Annotated in this window: 19 protein-coding genes and 1 pseudogene; 4 read left to right on the top strand and 16 right to left on the bottom strand. The window is 71.8% G+C overall.

The annotated features are described in order from the left end of the window. Positions 1-13: 13 nt before the first annotated feature. The 12 genes from kynU to CEB94_RS21675 form a co-directional block, all read right to left on the bottom strand. On the bottom strand, positions 14-1,198 hold the full coding sequence (gene kynU / locus CEB94_RS21725) for a kynureninase (RefSeq protein WP_175433800.1): 1,185 nt from the start codon (positions 1,196-1,198) through the stop codon (positions 14-16). Beyond that, positions 1,191-2,021: a tryptophan 2,3-dioxygenase family protein gene (locus CEB94_RS21720; protein WP_175433799.1), complete on the bottom strand. Its 831-nt coding sequence runs from the start codon at positions 2,019-2,021 to the stop codon at positions 1,191-1,193. Before CEB94_RS21720 ends, kynU begins: the two co-directional genes overlap by 8 nt. A gap of 151 nt (positions 2,022-2,172) precedes the next feature. Then, a complete protein-coding gene (locus CEB94_RS21715; RefSeq protein WP_031142408.1) occupies positions 2,173-2,586 on the bottom strand; it encodes a DUF3151 domain-containing protein in 414 nt (137 codons plus the stop codon). A 655-nt stretch (positions 2,587-3,241) separates the two neighbouring features. Further along, positions 3,242-4,711: an MFS transporter gene (locus tag CEB94_RS21710; RefSeq protein ID WP_175433798.1), complete on the bottom strand. Its 1,470-nt coding sequence runs from the start codon at positions 4,709-4,711 to the stop codon at positions 3,242-3,244. A gap of 65 nt (positions 4,712-4,776) precedes the next feature. Then, positions 4,777-5,799, bottom strand: a complete 1,023-nt coding sequence (gene fbaA, locus CEB94_RS21705) for a class II fructose-bisphosphate aldolase (protein ID WP_175433797.1) — start codon at positions 5,797-5,799, stop codon at positions 4,777-4,779. Positions 5,800-5,936: 137 nt separating this feature from the next. Next, complete coding sequence (gene pyrE, locus CEB94_RS21700) at positions 5,937-6,485, bottom strand: orotate phosphoribosyltransferase (protein WP_175433796.1); 549 nt, start codon at positions 6,483-6,485, stop codon at positions 5,937-5,939. A gap of 10 nt (positions 6,486-6,495) precedes the next feature. Next, positions 6,496-7,284, bottom strand: a complete 789-nt coding sequence (locus CEB94_RS21695) for an aldose epimerase family protein (RefSeq protein WP_175433795.1) — start codon at positions 7,282-7,284, stop codon at positions 6,496-6,498. A 422-nt stretch (positions 7,285-7,706) separates the two neighbouring features. Continuing rightward, positions 7,707-7,937 (bottom strand): hypothetical protein, encoded by a 231-nt coding sequence (locus CEB94_RS41900; RefSeq protein WP_342789645.1) that lies wholly within the window; start codon positions 7,935-7,937, stop codon positions 7,707-7,709. Next, entirely contained in the window at positions 7,880-8,509 is a 630-nt protein-coding gene (locus tag CEB94_RS21690; protein ID WP_342789643.1) for an SRPBCC domain-containing protein, read from the bottom strand. The genes CEB94_RS41900 and CEB94_RS21690 overlap by 58 nt, the downstream gene beginning before the upstream one ends. Before the next feature lie 117 nt (positions 8,510-8,626). Next, positions 8,627-10,282, bottom strand: a complete 1,656-nt coding sequence (locus tag CEB94_RS21685; RefSeq protein ID WP_175433794.1) for a polyamine aminopropyltransferase — start codon at positions 10,280-10,282, stop codon at positions 8,627-8,629. 156 nt (positions 10,283-10,438) lie between these two features. Then, positions 10,439-10,966, bottom strand: a complete 528-nt coding sequence (locus CEB94_RS21680) for a DUF2617 family protein (protein ID WP_175433793.1) — start codon at positions 10,964-10,966, stop codon at positions 10,439-10,441. Positions 10,967-11,580: 614 nt separating this feature from the next. Continuing rightward, on the bottom strand, positions 11,581-11,856 hold the full coding sequence (locus tag CEB94_RS21675) for a hypothetical protein (RefSeq protein WP_175433792.1): 276 nt from the start codon (positions 11,854-11,856) through the stop codon (positions 11,581-11,583). A 128-nt stretch (positions 11,857-11,984) separates the two neighbouring features. Between CEB94_RS21675 and CEB94_RS21670 the strand changes: the two genes are divergently transcribed. Continuing rightward, the gene (locus CEB94_RS21670; protein WP_175433791.1) at positions 11,985-13,181 is read left to right on the top strand and encodes a pyridoxal phosphate-dependent aminotransferase; all 1,197 of its coding nucleotides are present in this window, start codon (positions 11,985-11,987) and stop codon (positions 13,179-13,181) included. 89 nt (positions 13,182-13,270) lie between these two features. On the opposite strand, the gene CEB94_RS21665 is transcribed toward CEB94_RS21670, so the two are convergent. After that, positions 13,271-13,825, bottom strand: a complete 555-nt coding sequence (locus CEB94_RS21665; RefSeq protein WP_175433790.1) for a Uma2 family endonuclease — start codon at positions 13,823-13,825, stop codon at positions 13,271-13,273. Positions 13,826-14,124: 299 nt separating this feature from the next. Here CEB94_RS21665 and CEB94_RS21660 point away from each other — a divergent pair. Next, positions 14,125-14,469, top strand: a pseudogene (locus tag CEB94_RS21660) (aminotransferase class I/II-fold pyridoxal phosphate-dependent enzyme); the annotation flags it as partial. Positions 14,470-14,611: 142 nt separating this feature from the next. On the opposite strand, the gene CEB94_RS21655 reads toward CEB94_RS21660, so the two are convergent. Continuing rightward, positions 14,612-15,139, bottom strand: a complete 528-nt coding sequence (locus CEB94_RS21655; RefSeq protein WP_031142427.1) for a YbjN domain-containing protein — start codon at positions 15,137-15,139, stop codon at positions 14,612-14,614. Positions 15,140-15,308: 169 nt separating this feature from the next. Here CEB94_RS21655 and CEB94_RS21650 point away from each other — a divergent pair, with 169 nt between their 5' ends. Then, the gene (locus CEB94_RS21650) at positions 15,309-15,782 is read left to right on the top strand and encodes a hypothetical protein (protein ID WP_246111875.1); all 474 of its coding nucleotides are present in this window, start codon (positions 15,309-15,311) and stop codon (positions 15,780-15,782) included. A 4-nt stretch (positions 15,783-15,786) separates the two neighbouring features. Here CEB94_RS21650 and clpB read toward each other — a convergent pair whose 3' ends face one another. Next, entirely contained in the window at positions 15,787-18,384 is a 2,598-nt protein-coding gene (gene clpB / locus CEB94_RS21645; protein ID WP_175433789.1) for an ATP-dependent chaperone ClpB, read from the bottom strand. A 103-nt stretch (positions 18,385-18,487) separates the two neighbouring features. On the opposite strand from clpB, the gene CEB94_RS21640 reads away from it, so the two are divergent. Continuing rightward, positions 18,488-18,904 (top strand): pyridoxamine 5'-phosphate oxidase family protein, encoded by a 417-nt coding sequence (locus tag CEB94_RS21640; protein ID WP_175433788.1) that lies wholly within the window; start codon positions 18,488-18,490, stop codon positions 18,902-18,904. A gap of 167 nt (positions 18,905-19,071) precedes the next feature. Here the strand turns inward: CEB94_RS21640 and CEB94_RS21635 are convergent, their stop codons facing one another. After that, a complete protein-coding gene (locus CEB94_RS21635; protein ID WP_031142435.1) occupies positions 19,072-19,407 on the bottom strand; it encodes a Rieske (2Fe-2S) protein in 336 nt (111 codons plus the stop codon). Between the last annotated feature and the right edge of the window lie 119 nt (positions 19,408-19,526).

The raw sequence follows: 19,526 nt of genomic DNA, 5'->3' as shown, positions 1-19,526 counted from the left end.
GCCCCGCCGCCGCTCAGGCCAGCGTCCGCGCCAGCACCCGCGCCGCCCGCTCCACGTCGGCGAACCCGACGTACAGCGGTGTGAAGCCGAAGCGCAGCACGTCCGGCGCCCGGAAGTCGCCGACCACACCCCGCTCGATCAGCCGCTTCATGACGTCACCGGCGTCATCACAGCGCAGGGCGATCTGGCTGCCCCGCTCCCCGTGCGCCACCGGCGTCACGCACTCGACCCTGCCCTCGGGCACATACGCCGCCACGCACTCCAGGAAGAAGTCCGTCAGCGCCAGGGACTTGGCCCGCACCGCGTCGACCGACACCCCGTCCCAGACCTCCAGGGCCGCCTCCAGGGCGAGCATCGAGAGGATGTCGGGCGTGCCGACCCGGCCACGCAGGGCGCCGGGGGCCGGTTCGTAGCCGGTGCGCATGCCGAACGGCTCGGCGTGCGAGTTCCAGCCGGGCAGCGGCGAGTCGAAGCGGTCCTGCAGTTCCCGCCGCACGTACAGGTACGCCGGTGAACCGGGCCCGCCGTTCAGGTACTTGTAGGTGCAGCCGACCGCGAGATCGACGCCGTGCTCGTCCAGCCCGACCGGCAGCGCGCCCGCGCTGTGGCACAGGTCCCAGACGGCGACGGCGCCCGCCTCGTGCACGGCGGCCGTCAGACCGGGCAGGTCGTGCAGCCGGCCGGTGCGGTAGTCGACGTGGTTGAGCAGGACGGCGGCGGTGCGGTCGCCCAGCGCGGCCGGCACGTCCGCCGGTGCCACGGGCCGCAGGGTGCGGCCGGTCAGGCGGGCGGCGGACTCGGCGATGTACCCGTCGGTGGGGAAGGTCGTCGCGTCGACGAGGAGCTCGTCACGGCCTTCTCCGGCCATCCGCACCGCGCCCACGAGTGCCTTGAACACATTGACACTTGTCGAGTCGCCCACCACGATCTGGCCGGGCTCCGCCCCGACCAGCGGGGCGATCCGGTCACCGATCCGCTCGGGCGCCGTCCACCAGCCGCTCTCCTCCCAGGACCGGATGCGCAGCTCGCCCCACTGGCGGCGTACGACGTCCTCGACCCGGCCGGGGACGACCGCCGGCAGGGCACCGAGCGAGTTGCCGTCGAGGTAGATCACGTCGTCGAGGACGAACTCGGCGCGCTTGCCGCCCAGTTCGTCGACGGCGTCCAGCTTCCGCGCGCGTTCCGCCGGCTCAGACATAGGACCGCGCCGTCCACAGCTCGGGGAACACGTTCTTCTGCGCGCGCTTCTCCAGCCAGGCCACCCCGGCGGAGCCGCCCGTGCCGGTCTTGGCGCCCATCGCGCGGCGGGTGGCGACCAGGTGGTCGTTGCGCCAGCGCCACACCAGCTCGGCGACATCGCTCAGCGCCTCGCCCAGCCGGGCGACCTCGTCGATCTCGTCGCCCGAGTAGACGGCCGTCCAGGCCGCCTCCACCTGCGGCGACGGCTCGTAGCGCTTGGAGACGTCGCGTTGCAGTACGGCCTGCGGGATGTCGTGCCCGCGCCGCGCGAGCAGCCGCACCACCTCGTCGTACAGGCTCGGCTCGTGCAGCGCCTTCTCCAGCTCGGCGTGCACGCGCGGCGCGCCCCGGTGCGGGACGAGCATGGACGCGGACTTGTCGCCGAGCAGGAACTCCATGCGCCGGTACATCGCCGACTGGAAGCCGGAGCCCTCACCGAGTGCGCTGCGGTACGAGTTGAACTGGGCCGGCGTGAGCTGGGCGAGCGGCTTCCAGGAGTGGTTGAGCGCCTCCAGCTCCCGTACGGACCTCTTGAGCGCGGCGGTGGCGGTGGGGATGTCATCGCCCCTGAGCGCGCCGGCCGCCGTCTCCCACTCGTGGACGATGACGGTGAACCACAGCTCCATCACCTGGGTCGTCACCAGGAAGACCATCTCTCCGGGGTCGTCGGAGAGGGTGTGCTGGAGGTGGGTGAGTACGTCCGCCTTGACGTAGTCCTCGTACGGCGTAGTGCCGTGGAAGTCGAGATGCGGGGTCTCGGGCTCGTGAGCCTCGTGGGACATCGCTGTCTCCTGCGTATAACTCCGGGTAGCGGTCCGCCCCTGCCGAATCCGACACGGGGGCCCCGGTCCCCAGGGGCATCTTCCGCAATCGTCCCCCGAAACCGCAAGGCCCGCCTTTCGCGGACGGGCCTCGCGTGCACGGACCGTGTTCTCAGCCCAGGACCTGCGCCGCCGTCGGCGAGGAGTCCTTCAGGAACTGGGAGCAGCGCTCGTACTCCTCCTGCTCGCCGATCGCCTGCGCGGCGCGGGCGAGGGCGTGCAGGGCGCGCAGGAAGCCACGGTTCGGCTCGTGCTCCCACGGCACCGGTCCGTGGCCCTTCCAGCCGCTGCGGCGCAGGGCGTCCAGACCGCGGTGGTAGCCCGTGCGGGCGTAGGCGTACGACTCCACGGCCGCGCCGCGCTCGAACGCCTCGTCGGCGAGCTGCGCCCAGGCGAGCGAGGAGGTGGGGTGCGCACCGGCGACCTCGGCGGGCGCGGCACCCGACGCGAGCATTTCCCGCGGGCCGGGGTCGTCGGGGAGATGGGTCGGGGGCGGGCCCCCGAGAAGGTTCTCGTGAATGGACATGAGGTCAAGTCTGCGCCATGCCGACCGGTGCAGCGCAGCGGGCGGGGGGATCGGCCGGACGACTTCCAGGACAGGCCGGATTGACGACCACGACGGGGCCGGACGACCGGCGCGCCGGGGCAGGGCCAGGCGGCCAGGCCCGGACGGGACGGGCCAGACGGCTACCCCAGGCCGGACCGGACAACGACCCACACGTCCAGGCCGGACGACGGCCAGGACAACGCCGGCCCGGACGGACGGACCAGGCCACTACGCCAGGGCCGGACCGGACGGGCCAGACGACTCCCCCAGGGCCGGGCCGGACAGCAACCCTCACAAGGCCGGGTCGGACCGGCCAGCACAACGCCGCGCCAGACGGCCAGGCGACCACGCCAGCGCCCGACCAGACGGGCCAGAGGGGCCAGGGGGGCGAGACGGGTACGTCAGAGCCGGACCGGACGCGCCAGACGGCTACGCCAGAGCCGGGCCAGACGGCTACGCCAGGGCCGGACCGGACCGCCACAACGCCAGGCCGGACGGCGGACGGCACAACGCCAAGCCGGACGACAGCCGGCACAACGCCAAGCCGGACGACAGCCGCCACAACGCCAAGCCGGACGACAGCCGGCACAATGCCAGGCCGGACGGCGGACGGCGCGACGCCGGGCGGATGGGGCTAGGGCAACTTTTCCCGTACCGGCTCCCCCTCCAGCGGCGGTGCCGTCACGCCGCCCTGCCGCAGGCACTCCGGCCGCTTGCAGTCCGGCGGCGGTCTGCGCACCACCGCGGCCGCGATCACCGCGCCCGCCACCAGCGCCCCCGCACACCACCCCATCGCCTTCCCGAACGCGGCGTCGAAGGCGGCCGGCTCCCGGTACGCCTCCTCCCCCATCCCGGCCAGCAGCGGCAGCGCCGCCACCGCCATCAGACCCGCCGCCCGGGCCGCCGCGTTGTTGATGCCGCTGGCCAGCCCGGCCCGCACCACGCTCACCGAGCCCAGCACCGTCGCCGTCAGCGGCGCCACCAGCGTGACCATGCCCAGCCCGAGCACCATCAGCGCCGGCAGCACATCGGCCGAGTAGGACGCACCCGGCCCGACCCGCAACATCAGGAGCATCCCGGCCGCGCACAGCAGCGGCCCCACCGTCAGCGGGATCCGCGGCCCGATCCGGTCGGCCAGCTCCCCGGACCGCGCGGACAGCAGCAGCATCAGCACGGTCGTCGGCAGCAGCGCCGTACCGGCCGCGAGGGCCGAGTAACCCACGACCACCTGGAGCTGGAGCGCGGCGAGGAAGAAGAACCCGCCGAGGGCCGCGTACACACACAGCGTGACGAGGTTGACGGCCGTGAACTGCCGGGAAGCGAAGATGTCCGGCGGCATCATCGGATCGGGCCTGCGCCGCTCGACGACCACGAACGCGACGGCCGCGGCCAGCCCGGCCACCGCCGAGACCGCCACCACAGGACCGCCCCCGCCGGCCTCGATCAGCGCGTACGTCACCAGCGCGAGCGCCAGCGCCCCCAGCACGGCCCCGAGCACGTCGAACCGCCCGTGCGCCCGCTCTCCCCCACCCGACTCGGGAACGTGCCGTAGGGCGACCGGCACGCACAGCAGCGCCAACGGCACGTTCAGCAGGAACACCCACCGCCAGCCGGGCCCGTCCACCAGCCAGCCGCCGACGAACGGCCCGACCGCCGCCCCGATCCCGCCGAAGCCGGACCACAGGCCCACCGCCCGTCCCCGGTCGTCGGGATGGAAGGACGCCTGGATCAGCGCCAGCGACCCGGGCGTGAGCAGCGCACCGCCCACCCCTTGCAGGGCCCGCGCGGCGATCAGCGTCCCGGCGTTCGGCGCGATCCCGCACAGCAGCGACGCCACCGCGAACCACACCACGCCGACGACGAACACCTTCCGCCGCCCGAAGCGGTCCCCCAGGGCCCCGCCCAGCAGGATCAGTCCGGCCAGCGTGACCATGTAGGCGTTGACCGTCCACTGCAGGGCGGACAGGTTCGCGTCGAGATCGCGGCCGATGCGCGGCAGCGCGACGTTGACGACGGTCGAGTCCAGCATCGCCATGCCGGAGCCGAGGACGGTGGTGAGCAGGACCCACTTGCCCTGCGGTGAGGCCAACCGGACATCGGGCATGTGGGGAGCATACGGAAGAGCCCGGCACCCCAGGAGGTGCCGGGCTCGACGCGGGCGAACCGGGACTACTTGAGCTTCGTGCCGGTCGAGCGCAGGTTGCCGCAGGCCTCGACGACGCGCGCGGACATGGAGGCCTCGGCCAGCTTGCCCCAGGTGCGCGGGTCGTAGGTCTTCTTGTTGCCGACCTCGCCGTCGACCTTCAGGACACCGTCGTAGTTGCGGAGCATGTGGTCGGCGACCGGGCGCGTGAACGCGTACTGGGTGTCCGTGTCGATGTTCATCTTCACGACGCCGTTCTCCAGAGCGGTGCGGATCTCCGCCTCCGTGGAGCCGGAACCGCCGTGGAAGACGAAGTCGAACGGGGAACCCTTGCCGAACTTGGCGGCGACGCCCTCGTTCAGCTCCTTCAGCAGCTCGGGGCGCAGGACGACGTTGCCCGGCTTGTACACGCCGTGCACGTTGCCGAAGGACGCGGCGAGCAGGTAGCGGCCCTTCTCGCCCAGGCCGAGGGCCTCGGCGGTGCGGATCGCGTCGTCGACCGTGGTGTAGAGGGAGTCGTTGATCTCGTGGGTGACGCCGTCCTCCTCGCCACCGGTCGGGGTGATCTCCACCTCGAGGATGATCTTCGCGGCGCGGGCCTGCTCCAGCAGTTCCTGGGCGATGGAGAGGTTGTCGGCGAGGGTCTCGGCGGAGCCGTCCCACATGTGCGACTGGAAGAGCGGGGCGAGACCGGCGTCGACGCGCTTCTTGGAGAGCGCCAGCAGCGGACGTACGTACCCGTCGAGCTTGTCCTTGGGGCAGTGGTCGGTGTGCAGCGCGATGTTCACCGGGTACTTCTCGGCGACGATGTGCGCGAACTCGGCCAGGGCGACCGCGCCGGTCACCATGTCCTTGCTGTACTGACCGCCCAGGAACTCGGCGCCACCCGTGGAGATCTGGACGATGCCGTCGCTCTCCGCCTCAGCGAAACCGCGCAGGGCCGCGTGCAGGGTCTGGGTGGAGGTCACGTTGATGGCCGGGTAGGCGAACTTTCCTGCCTTCGCCCGGTCCAGCATCTCGTTGTAGACCTCGGGAGTTGCGATGGGCATGCGTCCGCTCCTTGTATCTGCGGGTTGACGTACTGCTGTGTCTAACGGCCCTGACCTAGACCTTGGGGTGCGACGTCATCGTCGGCCCCATCTTTCCAGACTTGGCCGGAAGGTCCAGGCCACCGTCCACGCCCTGGTCAGTCGAGGCCCAGCTCGTCCTTGGAGAAGGCGAAGAGGTACGGCACCCCGGCGCCCTCCTGGATCTTCTCGGCGGCACCGGTCGCCCGGTCGACGATGGTCGCGACGGCGACGACCTCGGCCCCGGCCTCGCGCACGGCCTCGACGGCGGTGAGCGGGGAGCCGCCGGTGGTGGAGGTGTCCTCGACGACCAGCACGCGGCGGCCCGCGATGTCCGGGCCCTCGACGCGCCGCTGCAGGCCGTGCGCCTTCGCGGCCTTGCGTACGACGAAGGCGTCCAGGCGCTTCCCGCGCGCGGCGGCCGCGTGCAGCATGGCGGCGGCGACCGGGTCGGCGCCCATGGTGAGCCCGCCGACCGCGTCGAACTCGAGCTCCTCGGTCAGGTCGAGCAGCACCTGGCCGACCAGCGGGGCGGCCTCGCCGTCGAGCGTGATGCGGCGGAGGTCGACGTAGTAGTCGGCCTCGAGACCCGACGACAGGGTCACCTTGCCGTGCACCACGGCCTTGTCCTTGATCTGCTGCAGCAGCGCGCCACGAGTGTCCGTCATGGCGCCCAGCTTAGAGGCGGCGCCAGCTCCAGGTGGTGGTGGCCTCCAGCGGCTCCAGGGGCGTGACCAGGCGCGGCATGGTGTTGAGCCCGTTGGGCGGGCCGGTCTGCGGCTCCACGCACACGGCCTCCTCCTGCTCGTCGTAGACGACGACCCACTCCTCGCGGCTGCTCACCTTCAGCTCCAGCTGACCGGGCCAGGTGAGGGTCGCCTCGACGCCGCCGGGCATGCCGAAGCAGTCGTCCCAGGGGCCGGGCTTCGGGTCGAGGCGGTTGCCCGTGGGCAGGTGGTCGTCGCCGCGCTCCTCCTGCCAGGCGGGGTCGAAGTCGAGGGTCACGTCCTCGCCGCCGAGGTTGCGGTTGAACCAGGGGTGCCAGCCGATCTGCGCCGGGAAGGACGACTCGTACGTCTCGACGGACATGGTCAGCGTCAGCGCGTCCCCGGTGAGGGCGACGACCTGGGTGACGCGGCCCGGGTGGGGCCAGGGGTCGCCGAGGTCGTACGTGAGGACGGCCTCGTCCGTGCTCGTGCGGGCGGTGCGCCAGGCGCCGTCGCGGGCGGTGCCGTGGATGGCGTGGGGCGGGGCGTTGAGGGGCATCTGCCGCACCTCGGCGCCGTCCAGGAACCGCCCGTCCCGGATCCGTCCGCACCACGGCACCATCGGGAAGCACCCGAACCGCTCGCCCTGGCGGAGCAGTTCGACGCCGCCGATCCGCAGCCCTCCGACCCGGCCGCCGTTGCCCGGCTGCACGGTCACCTCCGCGTCACCCGCGGTCAGCGTGATGTCTTCGTCACTCACAGGACGACCCTACTGCGGTGATCAAGAGGCACTCACCGGTTGCGGGCTCCTTCGGCCATGTCTGCCCGGCCCGCGCGGGGTGTCCGGCGACGCCCGGAACGGCTCAGCGACGTCCGCCGCGGACACGCACTGCCCGAACCGGCACGCGGCAGCGGCAGTGGGCGGCAGGCGGCAGGCGGCAGGCGGCAGGCGACAGGCGGCAGGCGGCAGGCGGCAGGCGGCAGGCGGCAGCGCTCAACGGCATCCAGCGGCGATGCGCTCCGGCCGAACCGGCACCCGGCACCCTGCGTCCGGCACCCTGCGTCCGGCACGCGGCACGCGGCACGCGGCACGCGGCAGCGCCCAACACCGTCCGACGCCGATACGCACCGGCCGAACCGGCACTTGACACCCGGCGCCCGGCGCCCAGCCCGCGACGGCGCTCAGCGGCGTCGACGCAGGGCCCGGACCGCCACGATGGCCGACGCCAGGGCCAGTGCCGCCGCGGGGGCCGCCCAACGCAGCGGGGCCGGGGACGTCACGGTCTGCGGCGCGGGCACGGGGGCGTACCGGCCGCGCGGAGGGGCGTGGTCGACCTCCTCGGCGCTGCGGCCGATCATGGTCCGCCGCGCGTGCGCCGCTTCGGCGATGTCCTCCTCGTCCTCCTCGTCCACGGGTCCGTGGGAGGAGGACGGGACGTCGGAGCCGAAGACGGAGGGGCGCTCGGGGCCGGGGTTTCCTCGGTGAGACCGGGGTCGGAAGGGGCCTTCTCCCCGGCCTCCGCCCGCGCACCCGCGTCGTCCGCACCAGCGTCGCCCGCGTCCGTGGCCGCCGCGGCCAGGTGCTCCGCGAAACGGTTCATCAGCCGGGTGACGGCACCCTCCACCGCCTCCGCGGGGAGGTCCTTGATCCGTCCGTCCGCGGACGCCGTGCCGTCGTACACGACGGTGCAGCCGTCCTCCGCCTCGCGCAGGACGATCCGCAGGGTGAGCTTGACCGTGCCGCTGCCGCGCGACTCCTCCGCCTCGCCCTCGACTTCGTACGCGTCGTCGCCCCGCCGGGAGACCCGTACGGCACCCCGGTAGGTGACGGAGTGGCTGCCGACCCGGATCTTCAGCCGCCCGGCGACGGGCTCGGCGCCGGCGTCCTGCTGGAGCCCGGGAACAGCCCGGGCGACCCGCGCGGGGTCGTCCAGTACCTCCCTGAGCCGCTCGGCCGGAACCGGAACGAACACCTCGTGCTCCATGTCGACGGACTCTACCCAGCACAGCCCGAAACGCACCCCCGCCTGAGGGATTCGCCCCCGATCCACCCCCACCAGGCGTATCCTCCCGGCCCGCCCGACGGCCCCGGCCCCGGCCCCTCAGTACCGCGGATGCACCAGCGTCGACGCCGGCAACCCGGCGATCCGCGTTCTGCGCGCCGCCCGCTCCCCGGCGGCGAGGGACGCCTCGGTGAGGACACTCGGCCGCGGACCGTCCGGGTCGAGCCGCAGCCGCGGCTCTGTGCGGGCGGCCAGGACGAAACCCCAGCCCCGGGGCGCCCGGGAGCGGTCGGCGGGGGTGCGGTCGGGCCCGGCGGCGAACGCGGTGTGACGGCCGCCCGTGCGGTACGGGGCGGTGCGGAAACCGGCCGCGCGCACTGTCGCCTCGACCGTCCAGTACGCCCGGGGGCCGGCCGCGACCGGCCCGGCGTGCACCACGAGCCGGCCGCCGGGGGCCAGCACGCGCCGCGCCAGCCCGTAGAACTCCTGCGAGTACAGCTTCGTACTCGCCGTGATCCCCGGGTCGGGCAGATCCGAGACGACCACGTCGTAGGTCGCCGGGGCCGCCCCGCGCAGCCAGCCGAAGGCGTCCTCGGTCGTCACCCGCACCCGCGGGTCGCCGAACGCGTGCTGGTTGAGCGCGGACAGGGCCGGGTCGGTGCGGGCCAGCCGGACCACCTCCGCGTCGAGTTCGACGACGTCGACCCGGTCCACCCCGGGGTGGCGCAGCACCTCGCGTACGGCGAGGCCGTCCCCGCCGCCGAGGATCAGCACGCGGGCGTGCGGCCCGCTCATCGCCGGGTGGACGAGGGCCTCGTGGTAGCGCGGCTCGTCGCGTCCGCTGACCCGCAGCCGGCCGTCGAGGAACAGGTCGAGGGGCCGCCCGTGCGTGCCACCGGTGAGGACGACCTCCTGCACGCCGGTCTGGAGCGCCACGCGGACGTCCCCGCCGTACACCGCCTGCCGCGCGGCCCGTTCGAAGTCGTCGACGAGGACGGCCGCCGAGGCGAGGATCGCGAGGACGAGGGCGTTGCCGAGCAGCAGCAGCCACCGGGCGCGCCGGGTCAGGTCCCGGCGGAACAGGCCGAGCACCAGCGCCCCGCCGACCACCGCGTTGACCGCGCCGGTGAGCAGGGTCCCGGTCAGCTGCCCGAGGAACGGCAGGAGGAGGAAGGGGAAGGCGAGGCCGCCGACGAGGGCTCCGACGTAGTCGGCGGCGGACAGGTCGGCCACCGCGCCGCCCGCGTCCTGGCGGCGGATGCGCTGGATCAGCTCCATCAGCAGCGGAACCTCGGCGCCGATGAGCAGCCCGGTGGCGAGGGAGAAGGCGACCAGCAGGCAGCGCGGCCCGTTGGCCCACATCCCGCCCCAGTCGCCGGTCCAGGCGAACACCGCGTACAGGGCCATCGCGCTGCACCCGCCGACGAGTGCCAGGCCGGCCTCGACGGCGCCGAAGCCGGCTGCCGCGAGCGGACGCAGCCGCTTCGCGGCGAGGGAGCCGATGCCCATCGCGAAGACCATGACGGACAGCACGACGGATGCCTGGGTGACGGAGTCGCCCATCAAGTACGAGGCGAGCGCGACGAGTTCCAGTTCGTACACGAGTCCGCAGGCCGCGCAGACGAACACGCCCGCGAGGACCAGGAACCGTCCGGTGCCGGGCCGGACGGGCAGGCGCGCCGTGCCGCCGGGTGCGCCCGGGTCGCTCCAGGGCGGCGGGCAACCGGGCGGGGCGGGCGCTTGCGGCTCGATCACGCTGCGACGTTACGTCACGCTTCGACTGCGGTTCGTCACCCACACGTGTGGTGCTGGTTTACAGAGGCCGGATATCGGTACGAGATTCGGTTCGCCGCATGCGGTTCGGTCGGCCGGGAAGCGGTCGGTCGGCCGGGAAGCGGTGGGTGGGCCGGGTCAGTTGACGAAGGCCGCCGCCGGTACGCGCACACCCACCTTGGTGCGGGTCGCCACCAAGTGCCCGTCCTGCGGATAGGCGTGCCAGGTCCGCCAGTGCACCTGCCCCTGGTGGTGCTGGGCGAGCAGGGCCGTGAAGGCGTACGGGCTGCCGGGGAAGACGCCGGCGAGGCCGTGCGGATGGTCGGAGACGAGGGCCAGCAACTCCTGGGCGCGGCCCGCGAAGGAGCCGGGCGAGAGGACCTCGACCCGGGCCGCGAACTCGTACTCCCAGTCGCCCACCCGCTTGGCGACGCCGAGCGGAAGCGGAGTACTGCTGCCCGCGATGCACGCCACCGTCTCCGAGCAGATGCCCCGCTCCTCCTCCAGCAGGACCTGGTGGGATGCGCCGAGGAGTCGCAACTGCAGTTTGGTGTCCGCCAGTTCGAGGTCGAGCGCGGCCAGTGCGGGAAGCGGCTCGCGCCCCAGGGCCCACGCGAGATCGGCCGCGCGCGTGTCGGTGTAGGAGGTGTTCAGGGTCGTGAGCATGGATCGGCTCCGCAAGCACACAAGGAGAGGGAGATGGGTCCGCTGCGCCCCGGTCGCACCGGGGGATGTCGGCCCGGGTCAGCCCAGTCGGCCGGTTTCAGGAAGGTGTCCGCGGGACGTCCGAGGGGCTGCGTTGGTGACTTAGAGGGAATCATGAACGGTGGCGCCGCCACAGCGTTTTTACCCAAGTTCGTAGGGTTTCCATCCCTCAGAGGGCTCCACAGCTCAACTGTTCAACTACGGCGTGCGCCGGTACCGGGGAGGCGTGCGCCGGTGCGCCGTGGCTCACACCCGGAGCCGTGACGGACAGGAGCCCGGGATTCCGGCCGCCTTCCGAAATCACCGTTTGTCGCGCGCAGTTGCCGCAGTCACACTCGGGCCCGCAGCCGCGCGGCGCGAGTTGTCCTACAGGCAGGGAATGTTGCCAGGATCCGCCGAAAGTCACCCCACAGCCGTTCGAGCAACCATCCGTCCGAGACCTCCGAGACCTCCCGGAACTCCGGGAACTCCGGGAACTCCGGGAACTCCGGACACGACGACGCGGGGCCCGCCTCAGGTGCGGACCCCGCGTTCGGTGGATGCGGCTTCCCCGTCGTGAGGACGGCCGGCGTCAGTCAGCTGCCTCCGCCGCCGCAACCACCGCCACCGCCACCGCCGCCCCCGCAGGACGACCCGCCTCCGCAGGACGAGCTGCCGCCGCAGGAGTGTCCGCTGGACGAGCCGGAGTCTCCCCCGCCGGCCCACCAGCTGCCGCCGCTGCTGCTGCTCGACCCGGTGGACGCCCACGCCCCGCGACGCGTCGTCCGCCGGGAACCGCCCCTGCGGGCCGTGGAAACCAGCGCCCCGATCAGTACGACTCCGACCACCGCCAGGATGATGCCTACGAACATGGCGTCACCCTCCTTCCGTTTCCCCCGAAGCGGCCCCCCGTGGGCGCCTCGCTCTTGCGTGAGGCGGTGATGCCCTCCCCGCTCACGGCCCAAAGCAGAGTTGAGGAACTCCAGAGCTTCGGCGCAGGATGGCCGGCATGACCTCCAGCGCGCGCCCCCTGCTGAACCGTCGGCTCGCCGAGTTCGGGACGACGATCTTCGCCGAGATGTCCGCCCTGGCTCTGAGCACCGGCGCCATCAACCTCGGGCAGGGCTTCCCGGACACCGACGGCCCCGAGGAGATCCGGGAGGCCGCCGTACGGGCCCTGCGGGACGGCCGTGGCAACCAGTACCCGCCGGGTCCCGGCGTCCCCGAGCTGCGCACCGCCGTCACCGCCCACCAGCAGCGCCGCTACGGCCTGGCCTACGACCCCGACACGGAGGTCCTGGTCACTGCCGGCGCCACGGAGGCCATCGCCGCCGCCCTGCTGGCCCTGCTGGAGCCCGGGGACGAGGTGGTCGCACTGGAGCCGTACTACGACTCGTACGCGGCGTGCATCGCGATGGCGGGCGGGCGCCGGGTGCCGGTCACCCTGCGCGCGGACGTGGCGGAGGGCCGTTTCCGCCTCGACCTCGACGAGCTGCGCGACGCCGTCACCGACCGCACCCGGCTGCTGCTGATCAACACCCCGCACAACCCGACCGGCACGGTCCTCACCCGCGAGGAGCTGGCGGCCATCGCCGAGCTGGCGGTGGAGCGGGACCTGCTGGTGGTGACGGACGAGGTGTACGAGCACCTGGTCTTCGACGGCGCCGAGCACGTGCCGCTGGCGACGTTCCCGGGGATGCGCGAGCGCACGGTCACTATTTCAAGCAGTGGAAAAACCTTTTCGTTCACCGGTTGGAAGGTCGGCTGGGTGACGGGGGCCCCCGAGCTGGTGATGGCGGTGCGCTCGGCGAAGCAGTATCTGACGTACGTCTCGGCGGGCCCGTTCCAGTACGCGGTCGCCGAGGCCCTTTCCCTGCCCGAGTCGTACTTCACGGCCTTCCGCGCCGACATGCTGGCCAAGCGGGACCTGCTGGCAGCGGGCCTGGCGGAGGCCGGGTTCCGGGTCTTCCGCCCCTCGGGCACGTACTTCGTCACGACCGACATCCGCCCCCTCGGCGAGAGCGACGGCTTCGCCTTCTGCCGCGCCCTGCCGGAACGCGCCGGGGTCGTCGCCATCCCCAACGCGGTCTTCTACGACCACCGCGAGGAGGGCGCCCCGTTCGTACGGTTCGCGTTCTGCAAGCGGACGGGGGTGCTGGAGGAGGCGGCGAAGCGGCTCAAGTCGCCGACCGCATGACAGCCGACCGGCGTACCGGCCAGACGTACACGGCTGCCCCGAGCCGCCACGCACCTACACCGCCTCGCCGCCGCACCGGGAGTCCTCCGTCAGCAGGCGTCTGCCTCGGGCTCCGGGCGCGGGAGTTCGTCAAGGTCGAGGGTGAAGGTGCGGCCGTCCACCAACGGGATGGGGAGCTTGCCCGTGCCGTACTTGTGCGTGTGCGCCGCGATGTAACCGGTGGCGGTCGGCTGGGTGTGGAGGACGACTTCCTGCGCGTACGGGTCCACGACCAGGTAGATCGGGATGCCGTAACGGCCGTACTTCGCGGTGCAGTCGTCATAGTCCTTGCGCGCGGAGGAGGTCGAGACGACCTCTGAGATCAGCAGGACGTCTTCGAAGCTGTAGCGCTTGCCCTCCTTGCGTGCGTCCTCACGCAGGATCGCGAGGTCGGGGGCGGAGTTCTCGTCGGCAGGAAAGTCGATGTAGACATCGGAGGTGACCTTCGCGTGACGGCCCAGGGCGAGAGCGGAGTCGATCTGCATCGACCTGATGGTGCTGGAGTGCTCTTCGCTCTGTGGGGTCATGATCACCTTTCCGTCGGCCCCGAACAGGACCGTGTACCCCTTGGGGAACTCGGTGTGCACGATCGCGTCGACGCTCATGGACGGCTCCTTCCCGTGTGCGGTCAGGATACGGCGGACAGCGCGGTATCACCGAGCCCGGCGGGACCGGCTGTGGGAGCGGTCCGGACAGGTTCTGCGGCCGTCACGACATCCCGACCGGCGACAACTGAGTAGGTGAACGAGGAGTGGGCGGTCACGGCGGCGCCGAACTCACTCGTGCACATCGACCGGGAGGATCGACGTCACCCAGCGGACGGAGTGCTTCCCTGAGCTGGTCAGGGTCGGCCTCGGTGCACTCTGCGTGGATGGCCGTGGTCAGCACCATAACGGGCGCGTCCCGGGGCGTGATGCCGGCCAAGCGGGACCTGCTGGCGGCGGGCCTGGCGGAGGCCGGGTTCCGGGTCTTCCGCCCCTCGGGCACGTACTTCGTCACGACCGACATCCGCCCCCTCGGCGAGAGCGACGGCTTCGCCTTCTGCCGCGCCCTGCCGGAACGCGCCGGGGTCGTCGCCATCCCCAACGCGGTCTTCTACGACCACCGCGAGGAGGGCGCCCCGTTCGTACGGTTCGCGTTCTGCAAGCGGACGGGGGTGCTGGAGGAGGCGGCGAAGCGGCTCGGCGCGGCGTTCCGGGCGCCGGGGACGCTAGAGCGACATTGCGGCGGAGGGTGGGTGGGCGGGTAGTTCTTTCCCCGGTTCTTTCAGGAGGTCAGCGGCTCGCCGGACCCTCGCGGACAAGGGCCCGGTGGGACCGAAAAGGCAAACGGCGCGTGCAGCACGTACCTGTTCGTACGCGCCGACGCGCCGTGGCCCCGGGCGTGGGGGCCTACTCCTCGTCCTCGGGCTTCTCCGCCTCGTTGATCTCCTCTTCGAGACCGAGCTGCTCGATGAGCCACTTGTCGAACTCGATCGCGGCGCGCACCCAGCTGACCGTCGAGGAGACGAAGTGCTCCAGGCTGACGCCCATGCCGATCAGCATCTGGGCCTCGCCGATCAGGCGGACCGTGCCGTCGTCGTGGGTGTGGCTGTAGACCTTGGGCCACAGGGTCCGGCGGTTCCAGTCGTCGATCGACTCCAGGATCTGCGGCTTGGCCTCGATCTCGTGGGGCCTGTCGTAGAACGTCCGCACGGAGAAGACCTGCTGGTCTCCCTCACCCCGGAACATGAAGTAGGTGCGGAACTGCTCCCACGGCGCCGCGAGGTCACCCTCGTCGTCGACGACGTACTTGAGCTCCATCTGGTCGAGGAGCTGCTTCACGAGGTCCTGATCCGGGACGACGGGGCCGGCCGGGCCGCCGGGCTGCGGCTCGGGCTGGCCCCCGAAGTTCGGAATCGAGGACGGGTCGATGGTCACCGTGAATTTCCCTTCGTACGGATTCCGCCATCCTCCCCCATGCGGGGAGGGGGGTGGCAAGCCCCGACTACCCCGCTAAGCCCATGGCTGACACGATCCGGTCAACCGCAACCCCCAGGGGGCGGAGCGCCGTCCTCCCGGGCAGCGGACGAAGGGGGCGGTGGTCGTGGTGGCAGCGGAGCGAGGGCGTACCCGGTGGGGGCTGATCCTGCCGTTTCTGGCGGTGCCGGTGCTCGTTCTCGGGTTCCTCGTCGTGGGCATGTTCCTGTGGGCCCTGACCGGCGAGGACGACCCACGTGCCGGGGGCGCGGCGAAGGTCCCGTGCGCCGGGGCACTGGCCTTCGGCGGCGCCGAACGCCCCGCCGGCGCCGAGCCGCACGACTGCACGGTGCAGCGGGGCATCGACACCGCGTACACGGCCGTGCTGCTGATGCCGCGCGAAAACGTGCGGTACTGGCTGGGCCACACGTATCCCGGCGCCCCGGAGCCCCGCACGGACGGCGGCTCCTGCGGGGCGCTCTGCCTCGAGGTGACCCACGAGAACGGCCTGCCCGGCACGGCGGAGGCGCACGTGGTGCAGGTGAAAGTGGAGTACGTGAACGCCGAGACCGCGCGCTTGCGGTTCTCGGCGTTCACGATGTGACGTCCTACAGCGTCTTGCCCGTCGCCGGTCCCACCAGCAGCCCGTCCTCGAAGCGGTCCACCCGGACCGTGTCGCCGTCCTTGATCTCCCCGGACAGGATCTCCTTGGCGAGCCGGTCGCCGATGGCGGACTGGACGAGCCGCCGCAGCGGCCGGGCGCCGTACGCCGGGTCCATGCCCTCCTCCGCGAGCCAGGCCAGGGCCTCGGGCGTGATGTCCAGGGTGAGGCGCCGCTCGGCGAGCCGCTTGGCCAGACGCTCCAGCTGGAGCTTCGCGATGCGCTCCAGCTCGGGCTTGGTCAGCGCGGCGAAGACGACCAGGTCGTCCAGGCGGTTGAGGAACTCCGGCTTGAAGGAGGTCCGCACCACCTCCAGGACCTGCTCCTTCTTCTCCTGCTCGCTGGTCACCGGGTCGACCAGGTACTGGCTGCCCAGGTTCGACGTCAGCACCAGGATCGTGTTGCGGAAGTCGACCGTGCGGCCCTGGCCGTCCGTGAGCCGGCCGTCGTCCAGCACCTGGAGCAGGATGTCGAAGACCTCGGGGTGGGCCTTCTCCACCTCGTCCAGCAGGACGACGGAGTACGGTCGCCTGCGCACGGCCTCCGTGAGCTGGCCGCCCTCCTCGTAGCCGACGTATCCGGGCGGGGCGCCGACCAGCCGGGCCACGCTGTGCTTCTCGCTGTACTCGGACATGTCGATGCGGACCATCGCCCGCTCGTCGTCGAAGAGGAAGTCGGCGAGGGCCTTGGCCAGTTCGGTCTTGCCGACGCCGGTCGGGCCGAGGAAGAGGAAGGACCCGGTGGGCCGGTCGGGGTCGGAGATCCCGGCCCGCGAGCGCCGCACGGCGTCCGACACCGCCCGTACGGCCTCGCCCTGGCCGATGAGGCGCTTGCCGATCTCGTCCTCCATGCGCAGCAGCTTCTGCGTCTCGCCCTCCAGCAGCCGCCCGGCGGGGATGCCGGTCCAGGAGGCGACGACGTCGGCGATGTCGTCGGCGCCGACCTCCTCCTTGACCATGGTGTCCTTGGCAACCTCCTCCTCGGCCTCGGAGGCGGCCTCCAGCTCCTTCTCCAGGGCGGGGATCTCTCCGTAGAGCAGCTTGGAGGCGGTGTCGAAGTCGCCGTCGCGCTGGGCGCGTTCGGCCTGGCCGCGGATCTCGTCGAGGCGTTCCTTCAGCTCACCGACGCGGTTGAGGGACTGCTTCTCCTTCTCCCAGCGGGCGGTGAGGCCGCGCAGCTCCTCCTCCTTGTCGGCGAGGTCGCGGCGCAGCTTCTCCAGGCGCTCGCGGGAGGCCGCGTCGGTCTCCTTGCCGATCGCCAGCTCCTCCATCTTCAGCCGGTCGACGGCGCGCTGGAGTTCGTCGATCTCGACGGGCGAGGAGTCGATCTCCATGCGCAGCCGGGAGGCCGCCTCGTCGACGAGGTCGATGGCCTTGTCGGGCAGGAAGCGGGAGGTGATGTACCGGTCGGACAGGGTCGCCGCCGCGACCAGGGCCCTGTCGGCGATCTGCACCTTGTGGTGGGCCTCGTAGCGGCCCTTGAGCCCGCGCAGGATCGCGATGGAGTCCTCGACGGTCGGCTCGGCGACCAGCACCTGCTGGAAGCGCCGCTCCAGCGCCGGGTCCTTCTCGATCCGCTCGCGGTACTCGTCGAGCGTGGTGGCACCGACCATGCGCAGCTCGCCGCGGGCGAGCATGGGCTTCAGCATGTTCCCGGCGTCCATGGCGGAGTCGCCGCCGGCACCGGCCCCCACGACGGTGTGCAGCTCGTCGATGAAGGTGATGATCTGCCCGTCGGAGTCCTTGATCTCGGCGAGGACGGTCTTGAGCCGCTCCTCGAACTCGCCCCGGTACTTGGCGCCCGCGACCATGGCCCCCAGGTCGAGCGCGACGAGCCGCTTGTCCTTCAGCGACTCGGGCACGTCGCCCTTGATGATCCGCTGGGCGAGCCCCTCGACGACGGCGGTCTTGCCGACGCCGGGCTCACCGATCAGCACGGGGTTGTTCTTGGTCCGCCGGGACAGCACCTGCACCAGGCGCCGGATCTCCTGGTCCCGCCCGATGACGGGGTCGAGCTTCCCTTCCCGCGCGGCGGCGGTGAAGTCCGTCCCGAACTTCTCCAGGGCCTTGTACTGGCCCTCGGGGTCGGCCGTGGTCACCCGGCGCTGGCCGCGCGTCTTCTGGAAGGCGGCCTGCAGCTTCCTGGCGCCGGCCCCCTGCTCGGACAGCACCTCACCGGCCGCGCCGCCCTTCGCGGCGAGGGCGATGAGGAGGTGCTCCGTGGAGAGGTACTCGTCCCCCAGGTCCTTGGCGCGGGCCTGCGCGTCGGCGACGACGGCGAGCATCTCGCGGTTGGGCTGGGGCGGCGCGACGGTCGACCCGGTCACGCTCGGCAGCCCGGCGAGCACGCGCTCGGCTCCGGCGCGTACGGCGGCCTGGTCGGCGTCGACGGCGGCGAGCAGGTCGGTGATGTTCTCGTTGTCCTGTCCCTGGAGCAGCGCGAGCAGCAGATGGGCAGGGGTGAGGTCGGGGTGCCCCTCGGTCACCGCCCGATTGCTGGCAGCGTTGATCGCGTCCCGGCTCCGGTTGGTCAGCTCGGCGTCCACCTTCGCGTTCTCCTCCTTGCACTGACCCGAACAGCTTGCACAAAGTTGAGTCTAGTGCACTCAAGGGCGGTTCCGGGAGGCTCGGGGGTCTAAGTTCCGGTCCATGGCGACCAAGTACTCCGTGAACCCAGGCGCTCCGGACCCGCCGTATCTCAGCTTCTGGCGGGAGCGGCACCTGTGCACCCTGACGACTCCCCGCCCGGACGGCACTCCGCATCTGGTACCCGTCGGGGTCACATACGATCCCGAGGCCCGTCTGGCTCGGGTGATCACCAACAGGGCGAGCGCGAAGGTGCGGTATGTGCGGGCCGCCGGGGAGCAGGGGGCGGCCGTCGCCGTCTGCCAACTGGAGGGGCGCCGCTGGGCGACACTGGAAGGCCGGGCCTTCGTCCGCGAGGATCCGGACCGGGTCGCCGAGGCGGAGCGGCGTTACGCGGAGCGCTACGGCAGGACGCCGACACCCAACCCGGCGCGCGTGGTGATCGAGATCCACCTGACGCGGGCGCTGGGGCGAGGTTGACCGAAGTGAAAATCCACACCGGTGATCGATTGGATCCAGCCACTACCAGACTGGGTCGATACCCGGAAATGTCCCCGAAAACTGCAGCGGCGTCACCGTGTTCAGGTCACGGTGACGCCGCTGCGGGGGGAAGCACCTGAGCGATCTGTTACGACGGGGGAATCGCGTCAGGCACTGCGGGGGGTGGCAGAGATGGTCCTCGGGGCAGGAGAGTCGGCCTCCACCTGCTGGTGGTCCCGTTGGTCCAGGTTCACAAAGATCATTCCGTACCGTACGGCGCACCGCACCGGCTGCGGCGCCCCCCGAGGCCGCCGCAGACACCGGTAAGCCCGTACGTCCTCGTCCTCGTCCCGCGTGACGACCACCGGCTCGCCGAACACGGTCACCATCAACGAGTCACCGCTGTGGGGGATGGCGGTAACCAGGTCGATGAAGTGCCAGCCGGAGCGGTAGGCGGTGGCCATTTCACGACGGAAGGAGCGGTCGTCGGGTGGAGTGGTCACATCAACGCTCCGAGTCCGCGACTATCGCCGGCCAATGACTGTCCGCCAGGACATCGCTCTTCGCATCGCTCGTGACGCTCTCCGGCCAGTGACTGTCCGCCCGGGTATCACCCTTCACG

The sequence above is a fragment of the Streptomyces hawaiiensis genome (assembly GCF_004803895.1).
GTDB lineage: Bacteria > Actinomycetota > Actinomycetes > Streptomycetales > Streptomycetaceae > Streptomyces > Streptomyces hawaiiensis.
The sequence above is the reverse complement of the archived record's forward strand: the minus strand, read 5'-3'. Positions and strand labels throughout refer to the sequence as shown.

Coding starts and splice junctions, on each gene's coding strand:
- CEB94_RS21680 (WP_175433793.1), bottom strand. CDS start 10,966: ATGCTCACGACCCTGAACACCTCCTACACCGACACGCGCGCGGCCGAT.
- CEB94_RS21715 (WP_031142408.1), bottom strand. CDS start 2,586: ATGTCCATTCACGAGAACCTTCTCGGGGGCCCGCCCCCGACCCATCTC.
- CEB94_RS21670 (WP_175433791.1), top strand. CDS start 11,985: ATGGCCGGCATGACCTCCAGCGCGCGCCCCCTGCTGAACCGTCGGCTC.
- fbaA (WP_175433797.1), bottom strand. CDS start 5,799: ATGCCCATCGCAACTCCCGAGGTCTACAACGAGATGCTGGACCGGGCG.
- kynU (WP_175433800.1), bottom strand. CDS start 1,198: ATGTCTGAGCCGGCGGAACGCGCGCGGAAGCTGGACGCCGTCGACGAA.
- CEB94_RS21720 (WP_175433799.1), bottom strand. CDS start 2,021: ATGTCCCACGAGGCTCACGAGCCCGAGACCCCGCATCTCGACTTCCAC.
- CEB94_RS21665 (WP_175433790.1), bottom strand. CDS start 13,825: ATGAGCGTCGACGCGATCGTGCACACCGAGTTCCCCAAGGGGTACACG.
- CEB94_RS21690 (WP_342789643.1), bottom strand. CDS start 8,509: ATGGAGCACGAGGTGTTCGTTCCGGTTCCGGCCGAGCGGCTCAGGGAG.
- CEB94_RS21710 (WP_175433798.1), bottom strand. CDS start 4,711: ATGCCCGATGTCCGGTTGGCCTCACCGCAGGGCAAGTGGGTCCTGCTC.
- pyrE (WP_175433796.1), bottom strand. CDS start 6,485: ATGACGGACACTCGTGGCGCGCTGCTGCAGCAGATCAAGGACAAGGCC.
- CEB94_RS21675 (WP_175433792.1), bottom strand. CDS start 11,856: ATGTTCGTAGGCATCATCCTGGCGGTGGTCGGAGTCGTACTGATCGGG.
- CEB94_RS21640 (WP_175433788.1), top strand. CDS start 18,488: ATGGCGACCAAGTACTCCGTGAACCCAGGCGCTCCGGACCCGCCGTAT.